13 protein-coding genes and 1 pseudogene are annotated in these 13,119 nt (G+C 47.5%); 12 read left to right on the forward strand and 2 right to left on the reverse strand.

Annotated elements, in window-relative coordinates:
• Positions 1–19 precede the first annotated feature (19 nt).
• From HNR77_RS26600 to HNR77_RS26615, 4 genes are all read left to right on the forward strand, one after another.
• Positions 20–775, forward strand: a complete 756-nt coding sequence (locus tag HNR77_RS26600; RefSeq protein ID WP_184190713.1) for an exodeoxyribonuclease III — start codon at positions 20–22, stop codon at positions 773–775.
• A gap of 307 nt (positions 776–1,082) precedes the next feature.
• The gene (locus HNR77_RS26605) at positions 1,083–1,232 is read left to right on the forward strand and encodes a hypothetical protein (RefSeq protein ID WP_184190715.1); all 150 of its coding nucleotides are present in this window, start codon (positions 1,083–1,085) and stop codon (positions 1,230–1,232) included.
• 101 nt (positions 1,233–1,333) lie between these two features.
• Entirely contained in the window at positions 1,334–1,903 is a 570-nt protein-coding gene (locus tag HNR77_RS26610) for a hypothetical protein (protein WP_184190717.1), read from the forward strand.
• Between the two features lie 237 nt (positions 1,904–2,140).
• Positions 2,141–3,118, forward strand: coding sequence for a diaminopimelate dehydrogenase (locus HNR77_RS26615; protein WP_111270699.1), 978 nt, complete (start codon positions 2,141–2,143; stop codon positions 3,116–3,118).
• A gap of 82 nt (positions 3,119–3,200) precedes the next feature.
• On the opposite strand, the gene HNR77_RS26620 is transcribed toward HNR77_RS26615, so the two are convergent.
• Entirely contained in the window at positions 3,201–4,052 is an 852-nt protein-coding gene (locus HNR77_RS26620) for a pentapeptide repeat-containing protein (protein ID WP_184190719.1), read from the reverse strand.
• Positions 4,053–4,240: 188 nt separating this feature from the next.
• Here HNR77_RS26620 and HNR77_RS26625 point away from each other — a divergent pair, with 188 nt between their 5' ends.
• Positions 4,241–4,684, forward strand: coding sequence for a GNAT family N-acetyltransferase (locus HNR77_RS26625; protein WP_184190720.1), 444 nt, complete (start codon positions 4,241–4,243; stop codon positions 4,682–4,684).
• 120 nt (positions 4,685–4,804) lie between these two features.
• On the opposite strand, the gene gdhA is transcribed toward HNR77_RS26625, so the two are convergent.
• Entirely contained in the window at positions 4,805–6,190 is a 1,386-nt protein-coding gene (gene gdhA / locus HNR77_RS26630; protein WP_184190722.1) for an NADP-specific glutamate dehydrogenase, read from the reverse strand.
• 391 nt (positions 6,191–6,581) lie between these two features.
• Here gdhA and HNR77_RS26635 point away from each other — a divergent pair, with 391 nt between their 5' ends.
• The 7 genes and pseudogenes from HNR77_RS26635 to HNR77_RS26665 all read left to right on the forward strand — a co-directional run bounded on the left by HNR77_RS26635 (position 6,582) and on the right by HNR77_RS26665 (position 12,958).
• Positions 6,582–7,109 (forward strand): GreA/GreB family elongation factor, encoded by a 528-nt coding sequence (locus HNR77_RS26635; protein ID WP_184190724.1) that lies wholly within the window; start codon positions 6,582–6,584, stop codon positions 7,107–7,109.
• Positions 7,099–7,605, forward strand: coding sequence for a cation:proton antiporter regulatory subunit (locus tag HNR77_RS26640; protein ID WP_111270703.1), 507 nt, complete (start codon positions 7,099–7,101; stop codon positions 7,603–7,605). The genes HNR77_RS26635 and HNR77_RS26640 overlap by 11 nt, the downstream gene beginning before the upstream one ends.
• 3 nt (positions 7,606–7,608) lie before the next feature.
• Complete coding sequence (locus tag HNR77_RS26645) at positions 7,609–8,814, forward strand: cation:proton antiporter (protein ID WP_184190726.1); 1,206 nt, start codon at positions 7,609–7,611, stop codon at positions 8,812–8,814.
• A gap of 349 nt (positions 8,815–9,163) precedes the next feature.
• The gene (exlX, locus tag HNR77_RS26650) at positions 9,164–9,880 is read left to right on the forward strand and encodes an expansin ExlX (RefSeq protein WP_184190728.1); all 717 of its coding nucleotides are present in this window, start codon (positions 9,164–9,166) and stop codon (positions 9,878–9,880) included.
• A 92-nt stretch (positions 9,881–9,972) separates the two neighbouring features.
• Entirely contained in the window at positions 9,973–10,920 is a 948-nt protein-coding gene (locus HNR77_RS26655; RefSeq protein WP_184190730.1) for an alpha/beta hydrolase, read from the forward strand.
• A 149-nt stretch (positions 10,921–11,069) separates the two neighbouring features.
• Positions 11,070–11,997, forward strand: a pseudogene (locus HNR77_RS26660) (NADP-dependent oxidoreductase).
• A 223-nt stretch (positions 11,998–12,220) separates the two neighbouring features.
• A complete protein-coding gene (locus tag HNR77_RS26665) occupies positions 12,221–12,958 on the forward strand; it encodes a cyclase family protein (RefSeq protein WP_184190732.1) in 738 nt (245 codons plus the stop codon).
• The last annotated feature ends 161 nt before the right edge of the window (positions 12,959–13,119 follow it).

Here is a 13,119-nt window from a genome sequence, read left to right on the forward strand (position 1 = left end):
GATGTGAGGAGATGAGAATATGAAGCTGGTGTCCTGGAACGTGAATGGACTTCGAGCGTGTGTGAATAAAGGATTTATGGATTATTATCATCAAAGCAAGGCTGATATTTTCTGTCTTCAGGAGACGAAGCTGCAGGCAGGGCAGATCGAGATGGAGCTGGGCGAGGACGTCTATCAATACTGGAATTATGCGATCAAAAAAGGATACTCCGGCACAGCGGTATTCAGCCGCATCAAACCGCTATCGGTTCGCTATGGCATGGAAGAGGATAGCGAGCCGGAAGGTCGAATGATTACGCTGGAGTATGATGCTTTTTATCTAATCAATGTTTACACGCCCAATGCCAAGCGTGATCTGACCCGGCTGCCTTATCGTCTGGAGTGGGAGGATCGGTTCCGGTCATATGTGCTGCAGCTGGAGAAGACAAAGCCGGTCATCATCTGTGGTGACTTGAATGTGGCCCACCAGGAGATCGATCTGAAAAATCCGAAGCCCAATATGGGCAACTCCGGATTTACAGATGAAGAGCGCGGCAAGATGACCGACCTGCTTGCGGCGGGTTATGTTGACAGCTTCCGCCACCTGCACCCGGATCAAACGGATGTATACAGCTGGTGGTCGTACATGCCCAAGGTCAGAGAGCGGAACGTAGGTTGGCGTATCGATTATTTTCTCGTGTCCGGGCAGCTCGCACCTAACGTGACTGACGCTTATATCGACTGTCATGTGATGGGCAGTGATCATTGCCCGGTAGGCGTGCAGCTGAAAATGTAAGCGAAGATAGAGTAGTAAAGTAGCGCAAACCAGCGCAAACCACACTAACCAGCATAACCGTTTGTTTTCCTTTGGTGTTCCAGCGAAGAAAACAGGCGGTTTTTTGTTATCAGAGGTAGGGGAAGGAAACTGGACTTTGGTTGGGGATAGAACTGGACTCGGGATTGTTTCAATGCCGCCATTTGTTGGGTACGATTGAAGCATACATAGAAAAATTTATGGGACGATTCATATACATGAGTGAAATGATTCATTTACATGATAACGGTGAGAACAGAAACAATCTGCTGAACGAAGGAGGAGGGAGATGAAAAATATCAGAGTTATCACCCGATTCCTGTCTATCCTTGCAATAAGCTGCCTTTTATCCTTGACGGTGTTGTCCGTATCCGTCGTCTGGATTAAACATTCCGTCGATGCTGTGCCCGAAGTAAAGCAAACATTGGAGCTCGACTAAACAAAGGAGGGATGTGCAAGCTGCATGCAGAAGTGGACTTCTGATGTAACGACTTGACTTGCCGAATGACAACCTGAAACAACGAGAAGGAGTGATATTTTATGGTGAAAAAGAAAACATACGTACTGGCCTGCGCTGCGCTGGCTATGATGGTGGCATTAAGTGCATGCAGCAGTGCTGCAGATCAGCCAAAGAACGAATCTGAACAGGTGAATAGCGAGGCCTCGGCTGGAACGGCTGAGCCAGCTGTCACAGAAAATACAAATGAAACGTCGACGGATACGGAAACTGTATCCACTCCTGCTGCTTCAGAAGCTTCAACGGAGCCAAGTCAGACCGTTGCGGCGGAAGATATGCCGGAATACTTGCCTAAGGATTTCCCTTTACCAGAAGATGCCAAGGTTACGACAGCTACTTCTACAGAGAGTGATGGCAAGAAATCCGTAATGCTGATCTTCACCACTGAGCAGGATATGAAGACGATATCCAAGCTTTATAAGGATTATTTTACAAGCAAGAAGCTGAAAGATTCAGGACAAATCATTGATGAAAAAAATATCGTTATTCAGGGAACTGAACCCGATGAGAAGCAGAGCTGGTCTCTGATTGGCGGGACAACGGCAAGCAAGGAAGGCGTTATCGAACTGACCTTGACATGGTCGGAGATTTAAACAAACGGTAAGGTGGACACCCGTCAAACATTTGTAATTTGTTTTGCAATGGAATGGAAGACGAATCTTTATACACCCTGTTGTTTTTTTATCCACACCTTGCATGGAGCGGCTTTAACGCGGCACCGTTGCAAGGTATTTTTTTATTTGCATCTGGAAACCTGACAAGTTACATGGTATGTTATATCCTTAGATAGACTTATAGACAAAAAGATTCAGACAGGGAGAGGATTAAACATGATTAAAGTTGGCATCGTAGGTTACGGTAACCTGGGGAAAGGTGTAGAAAAAGCGATTACCCAAAATGATGATCTGGAATTGGTTGCTGTATTTACACGTCGTAATCCCGAGCAAATGGTAGCTGAAGGTACAGAAGCTCGCTTTGAGCACATCTCTGCCGCGGAGCAGTACATAGGCAAAATTGATGTCATGATTCTGTGCGGGGGCTCTGCAACGGATCTGCCGGAGCAGACACCTGTTATCGCTAAATTGTTCAACACCGTAGACAGCTTCGATACTCACGCTAAAATTCCGGAGTTCTACGAAGCCGTAAACGCGGCAGCCGAGCAAGGTGGACATGTAAGCGTGATCTCCACAGGCTGGGACCCAGGCTTGTTTTCCATGAATCGTCTGCTGGCCCAATCCATTCTGCCTGAAGGTAAAGAATATACATTTTGGGGAAAAGGCGTAAGCCAAGGCCACTCGGATGCGATCCGTCGTGTTCCAGGGGTTAAAGCGGGCGTGCAGTACACCGTACCTGTGGAAGAAGTGATTGAGCGTATCCGTTCAGGAGAAACGCCCGAGCTGTCCACACGCGAGAAACATCTGCGTCAATGTTATGTGGTGGCAGAGGAAGGTGCAAACCAGGATGAGATTCGTGCAACGATTGTAAATATGCCGAACTATTTCTCAGACTATGATACAACCGTTACCTTCATCAGTGAAGAAGAGCTGAAATCCGAGCATGCTGGCATGCCGCACGGTGGTTTCGTTATTCGCAGCGGAATTACAGGCAACGGTCAAAAACAAATTATCGAATTCGGTCTGAAGCTGGACAGTAACCCGGAATTCACGGCAAGTGTACTTGTGGCCTATGCCCGGGCAGCACAGCGTTTGAGCCAGGAAGGACATAAAGGCGCGAAGACGGTATTTGATATTCCGCTGGGTCACCTGTCTCCGAAATCGGCTGCAGACCTTCGTCGTGACCTGCTGTAGTTTTCATTTACAGTATTTTTATTATTGAAAAAAAAGCTCGCCCTTCTACGAGAGGACGAGCTTTTGGCATTTTATTATAGGTTTAATGCCAGTGGGAAGGCATATGCAGGTGGTCAGGCAGCCGTGTATCTGCATTTCCCTTCGCTGCATTGAGCTGAGCCTGTGTCAGGAAGATCGCGCCGCGGAGATCGGCTCCACCGAGCTCTGTATCCCGCAGGTCAGCTCCAATCCAATCCGCGTTCCGAGCATCGGCATGGCGCAGGTTAGCGGCGATCATAAGCGCACCCCGGAAGCTGGCACCTCTCAGATCGGCTCCTTGAAGATTAGCTCCCAGAAAGTCCATACCACCGCGTTTTTTGCGCTTGGACTTCCTGGAAGCAGACGTAACTGCCGGAGCACTCCCTCGTACCCGTTCACTGGCCTGGAGCAGCAGAGCGTTTACGTTCGAACGATGGCTTGTAAGGTCCAGCGCTAGGAGGGCCGCTGGCTCAAGCTCACTCAGTTGTAATACACCCGGATAAGCCTCAGTCATAGCAGCATGCAGTGAGGACGTATCTTGCCGCATCATCACCTCTCTCATATAACTGATCAACTCATGAATCTGACGCAGAACAGGCAGACAGTCAAACATCTCCCGCGCCGATTCGGGGTGGGTTCGCCAGCTTTTTCCTGCATACGTAACCTGCGACAGCTTCTGGCCCGCGCCAAAGCAATCATAAACGGTGCAGCCCTTGAAGCCTTTCTGACGAAGCTGCGTATGGATACCGCAGCGATCATCCTCACGCAGATTGGCACAGGGTGTGCCACTGGACTTGTCAAATGCAAAATCGGAAGATTTTCCGTAAGGCAGAGCTACACAGCAGAGCCCGAAACATCGCTCACAGTCTGCTTGAAGGTGAGGATTATCACTGCTAATGAATGGTACGTTAGACAAAATACACACTTCCTTATCATCATAAAAACGATTGAATTCAAATTCAGAAATACCCCCAGATGATTAACACTTTACCATTGTCAGATATTCACTTCAATTGAAAATGGAGATTATCTTCTCTCGTTACTAGATAACAATAGGGAGTATAGCCATGATAGAATATGAGAAATGTATGGAGGTGTTAGAAAGTGGACGGAATAATCTTGCGTCAGGCCGTTCAGGCGGACACGGAGCAGCTGGCAGATTTGCGAGCTTTGGTATTGCGTGATGATCTGACACGTTTGGGCCGATATGACGAGATCAGGGTCAGGGAGCGCTTCCGCAATACGTTTCATCCGGAACATACCCGGATTATGGAGCGAGAAGGCATTCTGATTGGTTGTGTGGCGTTAAAACCGATAGACGGTGGGTTTCTGCTGGAGCACTTTTATATTCATCCAGAGTATCAGGGCAAGGCCTTGGGTACTAAGGTGCTTAACCTGCTGCTGGAGCAGGAAGGCGTGAGGGACAAGCGTATAACACTGAACGTATTGCAGGGAAGTCCTGCACAGCGCTTGTATGAACGTTTCGGATTTATCGTAGATCATGAGGATGCAGTGGATGTGTTCATGACCAGGGATAACCGAGAATGATCAGCAGTTAATCGCATAATTGAAAAGCCTTCCCTCGAAACGATAGCTAGAAAGAGCTACGGAACGAAGGAAAGGCTTTTTTTATAGATTAAGCTATTAGAGGATATACATAAAAATAACTTACACGACACCCTGAGCAATCATGGAGTCAGCTACCTTGAGGAAGCCGGCAATATTAGCACCAGCCAGAAGGTTGCCCTCGCAGCCGTATTCTTCAGCAGCTTCGACACAGCTCTTGTAGATGTTTTTCATAATGTCGTGAAGCTTGGCGTCAACTTCTTCAAATGTCCAGGACAACCGCATGCTGTTCTGTGACATTTCAAGAGCAGACACGGCAACGCCACCTGCATTTGCCGCTTTGGCAGGACCAAACAGTACGCCAGCACCAAGGAATACATCAATTGCAGCCAGAGTGGAAGGCATGTTGGCACCTTCACCAATCGCTTTAACGCCGCCTTTGACCAAAAGGGCCGCAGCATGTTCATCAATTTCGTTCTGAGTGGCACATGGAAGAGCGATGTCACAAGGAATGGACCAGATGCCCTCAAAGCCTTCCGTATATGTAGCGTGCGGGTGTTCTTTGACGTATTCGCTAATCCGCAGACGCTCCACTTCTTTCAGGCGTTTCACCGTATCCAGATTGATGCCTTGCGGATCATGAATGTAACCACCGGAGTCGCTGCACGCTACGACGCGAGCACCAAGCTCCTGAGCCTTCTGGATGGCATAGATGGATACGTTGCCGGAACCAGAGACAACCACGGTGCTGTCCTTGAAGCTGAGTCCCTTGGATGCGAGCATTTCGTTAACGAAGTATACGCAGCCATAACCTGTTGCTTCTTTACGTGCGAGACTTCCACCATACAGCAGACCTTTGCCTGTCAGTACCCCGGCTTCATGCCCGCCACGAATACGTTTGTATTGACCGAACATGTAACCAATTTCCCGTGCGCCTACGCCAATATCACCTGCTGGAACGTCTGCATCGGGGCCGATGTATTTGTACAGCTCTGTCATGAAGCTTTGCGTGAAGCGCATCACTTCCTGATCGGATTTTCCTTTCGGATCAAAGTCAGATCCGCCTTTACCCCCGCCGATCGGCAGGCCAGTCAATGCGTTTTTGAAAATTTGTTCAAAGCCCAAAAATTTGATAATACCGGAGTATACCGATGGGTGGAAACGAAGCCCGCCTTTGTAAGGACCGATGGCACTGTTAAACTGTACCCGGAATCCGCGGTTAACCTGCACCTTGCCCTGATCATCTACCCATGGTACACGGAACGTAATCACCCGTTCTGGCTCAACAAGCTGCTCTAACAGACTGTGATTTCTGTATTTTGGATGTGCCTCAATGACGGGGATCAGTGAATCCAGGATTTCTTTGACAGCCTGATGAAATTCGCTCTCGTTCGGATTTCTTGCGATGACCGACTCATAAACGGAATGAACATACGCTGCGGCAGTAGTAGCTTGAGATGTTGAACTTTCTTTTGTAATCGTGGACACTTTTTCAATGCACTCCTTTATCGTGTTAAAGTCTGCAGATACCTATTTGTATAAATTGCATAAAAGTTTGTAGTTAAATATACAGGAAAGAAAATAAAAATACGAGATGAAAATCCATAAAATGTTTTTTATGAGCCAATTAAAATGTTCTATGGATCTATCATAGTATGTAATGAATATCGTGAAATTATGGATAATAGTTCCAGTTTATAGAATAAAACGCCAAGTTAGCGGAATAGATTGGATTAATAATTTCATTTTGGTAAGATGGTAAGGAGGGCTCACAAGTGGGGCTCTTTTATTTATAAGAAGGAGGACAACAGGATGATGAAAAGTTACAACAAGCGAATCAACGTGGAGAACAAGGCGTGCATAGGAGGTGAAATCTACTATGAACCGTAGAAATCCACTTGACAACCGCAGAGAAAAGCTGGTGAGTCAGCTGTTGACCCTGGGCGAAGAGAAAAGAACATTTCTTGACGCTTATTTTGACGTGCATAATCCTGAGCGTGTGCAGTTGGATAAGCAACTGATGGCATATACAGAGCGGGTGGAGCAGCTGCTTGCTGGGCCGGATGAACAACTCGGTTCCGTTGTGCTGATTGGCAGCAAAATTGAACTCGAGTATGTTGATTTTCATACATCGGATACGTTAACGATTGTGATGCCGGAGGAAGCAGATCCGGATGAAGGGCAGATTTCATTCCTTTCTCCTGTGGGACGTCAGCTGCTGCTGGGAGATAAGGGAGAAATGAGAGCCATCTCTACTCCTGCGGGTTCCATGAGGATACGTATAGCGGACATTCAATGGGCTTCCGAACAAAACTCGGAGCAGGTGCAGCATTCTGAGCAACTGGATGAACCGGGTGCGAACTCCATGAAAGGGTTGTCCCGGGGAGGTGCAGACCATGCACTTTAAAGAAACGGATCTGCCAGGCATCGGACGCAAATACTGGCTGCATACCCGCAGCGGAGAGCATCTTGTCATTGTTGTCCATAACGATGAGCGTCGTGATCTGTTCCATATGGAGTCAGGCGAGCACGCGGAAGAACTCGGAGATATGGTATCTCTCGTCACCCTTGACGATGATGAGGCTAGAGCTGTAGCGGCTATTGTTGGCGGCATGACGTATAAACCACAGTTCCAGAACGAACGGGAAGTCATGCTGGAAGGCCTGCTCATCGAGTGGCTTCGCATCGAACCTCACGCTGCCTGTGTCGGGAAGACCATAGGAGAGCTGAACATTCGGCAGGTGACCGGTGTGGCGATTCTGGCGGCGGTTGACAAGGAGAAGGAAAAGCAATTTAATCCGGGGCCGGAGTACGTTTTTACCAGCGGAGCAACGATTGTTGTTGCAGGTGAACGTGACCAGCTCAAGCAGCTCAAACAATGGTTGACCGATGGGCGGATGTAGCGTATGGATATGCTCATATTCGAAGTGGGGGTTGCCGTTGCGCTGATTACACTTACGGGATTAATATCTGCACGACTACGATTTTCGGTTATTCCATTTTACATTCTGATCGGTATGGCCGTTGGACCGCATGCACCACAGTTTGGCATTGTGGATTTACGATTTATCGAAAGCTCGTCTTTTATTGAATTTATGGGCAGGCTGGGTATTTTATTTTTATTATTTTATCTGGGTTTGGAGTTCTCGGTCTCCCGGCTGTTAAAATCGGGTAAAGCGATTCTCACCGGCGGCATATTTTATGTCGGCCTTAATTTTGTCTCTGGTCTGCTGCTGGGCTGGTTCATGGATCTGCCCCTTCAGGAAACGATGGTTGTGTGCGGCATTATGACGAGTTCTTCAACCGCTATCGTTGCCAAGGTACTCGTGGATCTGAAACGGACAGCCAATCCGGAGACCGAAATTATTATGGGCATGATTATGTTTGATGATCTGTTCATCGCTATTCACATCTCTATTCTGACTGGACTTGTGCTTAGCGGGGCGACTTCACTGGGTAGTGTACTGCTGGTATCGCTTTCTGCGTTGCTGTTTATTGTGCTGTTCCTGATTATCGGCAGGAAGAGTATTAAATATATAGATAAGGCGCTTAATATCAAGTCATCGGAGCTGTTTCTCCTAGCGATCATGACTTTGCTTTTCCTGGTGGCGGGCTTCTCGGAGACGCTGCATGTAGCCGAGGCCATTGGCGCGTTAATGATTGGACTTGTGCTTGGTGAATCGAGGCATGTCAGCCGGATTGAGCAGCAGATTATGCCGTTCAAGGACTTTTTCGGTGCCATATTTTTCTTCAGCTTTGGCTTGACCATCGAACCCTCCACCCTCGGCGGGGCGGTAGGTATGACCCTGATTGCGGTTGTTCTGACAATTCTGAGTAACTTCGGTGCAGGCATGATTGCAGGGAAAATGGCTGGAGTCTCGACCAAGGCATCATTAAATGTCGGCTTCACCCTGGTATCCCGCGGCGAGTTCTCGATCATTATGGCCAACATCGGTAAAGCAGGAGGGCTTATGGCTTCCATTCAGTCCTTTGCCGTATTATATGTGCTCATTCTCGCTGTACTTGGGCCTATTCTGACCAAAGAGTCTCCTAAGCTTTACGCGCGTTATGAAAGGATCAGGAATCGGACCAAGCAAAAGGAAGCAGGATAAGTATGACGAACATGATAAAGCAGGATAGTAGGCTCAGGTGTTAATACAGAGCTGAGACAGGCGTCACACTTGACTGGAGAGTTAGGTATCTCCCGAGTGTGGCGCTTTTTTATTGTGTTTGAAAGCAGGACTTTGGATGTGATTTTGCAGAAAAGGATTTAAAAATTTTAAATTTTATGTAAAATTATGTTATTGAATGTCGCTGCGTCCATGAGAATTGACATAACAACATAAGCGGAACAATTCATTTACATCTTGACGGATAACAGCTGGTCTCCAGATTGTTCTGTCATCGTAGTGGATTGCGCGAAATCTTTATTCAAATTCAAAATCATAAGGAGGAATAACCATGAGCAAGAAGAGTAGATTCCAGCGTCTCAGAAGGTCCGCCGCAGGTATGTTGCTTGGCCTGGTCTTGTTTGCCCTGCCGGCATCTGCAGCCTGGAACGATACATATCAGGGATATGCTACGTACACAGGCTCCGGATATTCAGGTGGTGCTGTGCTGCTTGATCCGATTCCGGCGGATATGAAGATTACCGCACTCAACCCATATCAGCTCAATTATAATGGAGTCAAAGCTGCTTTAGCTGGAGCTTATCTTGAGGTACAGGGTCCCAAAGGAAAGACCGTAGTATACGTTACGGATCTGTACCCGGAAGGAGCAAGCGGGGCATTGGACCTCTCGCCTAACGCTTTCAACCAGATTGGTGATCCTCAGGCGGGTAAGATTGATATCAGCTGGAAAGTTGTCAAAGCTCCGATTGAAGGGAACGTTTCCTATCGGATCAAGGAAGGCAGCAGTCAGTGGTGGGCGGCCATTCAGGTTCGACATCATAAGTATCCGGTGCTGAAGTTTGAAGTGAAACAGAAGGATGGCACCTGGCTTAATCTCGAAAAACAGGATTATAATCATTTTCTGGGCACGGGGTTGGGTAAGGAAGAATTAAGTATTCGGATCACCGATATTCGTGGTAAAGTGGTGTATGACACCATTCCGGCACTGCCGAACGACGGATCAGGCGGTGCATACATCGTTCCGGGTAACGTGCAGTTCCCGGATTAAATAAAATGTGGCATCAAAATAAGTATGATCATAGATGAGTCTTAAAGTCGTACATGGTACGGCTTTTTTGATGTAGAAAAAGGAGCGTACATATGCGAGAAAGCTTGCCTTCTTATAGAACAACACATTTATATTGGAAGCAGTATCAGTCATTTTTTCCGGAAGAAGTCAGGTTGGATGAAAACACCTGCCCTGAGGAAGAGTGGTGGGAAAGCCATGGGATTTATCTACATATTGACCGATTACCTGTTGCAGACTCCCCTATCAAAATACTGTTTATTCATGGCGCTGGGGGAAATGGCAGGTTACTCGCTCCTTATGCACGTATGCTGCAGCAACATGGATACGAGGTTATATCACCTGATCTGCCGCCTTACGGTCTAAGCTACGCACTGCATGGCACGCGGATGAACTATGAGTTATGGATCACATTGTTAGATACTCTTATGGAGAGGGAGTACAAGAAAGATGGCAAACCTTTCGTTGTATTGGGCAGCAGCATTGGAGGAATGTTGGCTTATCATGCCAGTGGAAGGAACAAACTTGTGAAGGGATTAATTGCAACAACATTTGTAGATACGAGTGATCCCGATGTGCGTGATCAACTTGCTCCGAATCGGTTGGTCAGTCGTGTAGGTAAACGCATAATGGATCTTTTTCCTGTTGTATTAGATGCTGTACGAATCTCGGTTAAACGGGTTTCTCGAATGGATCTGATTACGAACAACAAGGATCTAACCCGTCTCATTATGAATGATCCAAAGGCGGCGGCTACGCCTGTGCCTCTGGAATTATTAAGAACTTTCTTGAATAAAACGCCAGAAGTGAGCCCGGAACAATTCAATCAGTGCCCGGTTTTGCTGGTTCATCCTGAGATGGACCCGATGACCCCGTTAGCGTTCAGTCAAGCTTTCTATGATCGATTGACCGTGGATAAGGAGCTTGTCATTTTGGAGGGAGCAGGCCACTTTCCAATAGAGCAACCAGGCTTGAGGCAATTGCAGGAAGCTGTTCTGCGATTTTTGCAAAAAATTAAATAACATCGTTAACATCCCTTACTTGTGGAATGAACATTCAGTGACTTCAGGTCAAGTAAACCGACGTATGGGGTAATCATAAATAGAGAAGAGTATGAGAATAACCTATCACATGTCACATCATTCCATTTTCAAGAAAGGCAGGGATCAGCATGAAAGCTATTGTGATTGATGCATTTGGCGGGCCCGAACAATTAAAGGAAAAGGAGGTGCAGAAGCCGGCGTGTGGTGTGAATCAGGTATTGATCCGCACACATGCCACTTCTGTAAATCCAGTGGACTTTAAAATAAGACAAGGCCACTTGAAAGAAGCAGCAGACCAATTGCCCATGATTCTGGGCGGAGACGTAGCAGGAGCTGTGGCTGAGGCCGGTTCAAACGTTACCCGTTTCAGAGAAGGGGATCGCGTATTCGCTCGGCCCCGGCAATTCGGAACCTATGCAGAATACGTTGCTGTTGATGCGGATATCGTTGCGCGTATACCTGAGCAGCTCAGCTTCGAGGAAGCAGCAGCGATTCCACTCGCTGCAATGACAGCCTGGCAAGCGCTGGTGGATCATGGTCGATTAGGCAAGGGACAGAAGGTGCTTATCCATGCGGGTGCAGGAGGCGTAGGCACATATGCGATTCAGATCGCCAAGTCTTTGGGAGCCGAGGTGGCTTCGACCGCAAGTGCAGCGAATGAAGAGCTGCTTCGCTCGTTGGGTGTGGACCATTTTATTAACTATAAGGAACAGGATTTCTCGCAAGTTCTCTCAGGTTATGATGTCGTTCTGGATACGATGGGCGGCGACATTCAGCGCGATAGCTTCAAGGTGTTGAAATCCGGAGGGCGTCTCGTTTCACTGGTGGAACAGTCGGATGAGAAGCTGGCAAAGGAAGCTGGTGTGACGGGCAGTGTATTTATGATGGAACCTAAGGGGGATCAGCTTGAACAGCTGGCCGAGCTTGCGGCCGCAGGGAAGCTGAAATCTATTATTGATGAGACATATCCGTTAACAGAACAAGGCTTGCGTGATGCCCACCAAAAAAAGTGAATCCCATCATACGCGGGGCAAGCTGGTGATTACAGCAGATTAATCGGATATTGATAGCTCGTAATCGTAACCGGCAAGTCGAAGCTGTTGGTTGCACGCTCAAATATGCATACAAGTTAAACGAACGATGATCGTCAATCTGAAGATCATGGCCGTTCTCCACACAGGAGAGCGGCTTTTTATATTTACAATTGCATATTCACCATTACATAACATTGAGATATAATAGGGGAAATTTATTCCATTCTGCATAAGAGGTGAGACGTATGACCAACGAAATTATACAAGCCATTCAAGTGTTAAAAGAGAAGAAATGGGTTGATCTTACGCATACTTTTGGCCCTGCATCTCCGCATTTCTCTGCTTTTGATGCTGCACAGTTTGATACGCTGTTTAACCATGATCAAGGTTTCTTTGCCCAGAGCTTCAAGTTCCCTGGACAATATGGCACGCATCTGGATGCACCGATTCACTTTGTGCGCGATACACGTTATCTCGATGAATTGGGACTCAAAGAGCTGGTGCTGCCGCTCGTTGTGATTGACCAATCTGGCGCTGTTGAGAGCAATCCCGATTTCACCTTGGACGTAGAGCATATCCTTGAATTTGAGCAGGAGCATGGCCGGATCGAAGAAGGCAGCTTCGTGGCCCTGCGGACCGACTGGAGCAAGCGCTGGCCAAGCCATGAGGACTTTGACAACAAGGATGCTGAAGGTAATAGTCATGCACCGGGATGGTCTGTTGCTGCGTTAACCTTCCTGTTTGAAGAACGCCATATCAAAGCCATCGGGCATGAAACGTTTGATACAGATGCTGCGGTAGATTATCAAAAAAATGGGGCTCTGCTTGCCGAATATTACGTACTGGCTCAGGATACATATCAGGTAGAATTGTTAACCAATCTGGATCAGGTTCCCGCCAAAGGAGCCGTAATTTTCAACATTGTTCCGAAAGCGGAGAAAGCATCCGGATTTCCCGTTCGCTCGTTTGCAATTCTGCCTTAATCATGGAAAAAGCTATAAGCTGTTTTAAAACATGTAATTGAATCCAGGGAGGCTTATTGGGCCTCCTTATAGTGCGCCCGGCACGGGCGATAACTTGGCGGTGAAAGTCCGCTACAGGCTTGGCAGTAGGAACTGTTAGCCAAGGGCAAGGGTGTCCGTCG

The sequence above is a fragment of the Paenibacillus sp. JGP012 genome (genome assembly GCF_014203995.1).
GTDB lineage: Bacteria > Bacillota > Bacilli > Paenibacillales > Paenibacillaceae > Paenibacillus > Paenibacillus silvae.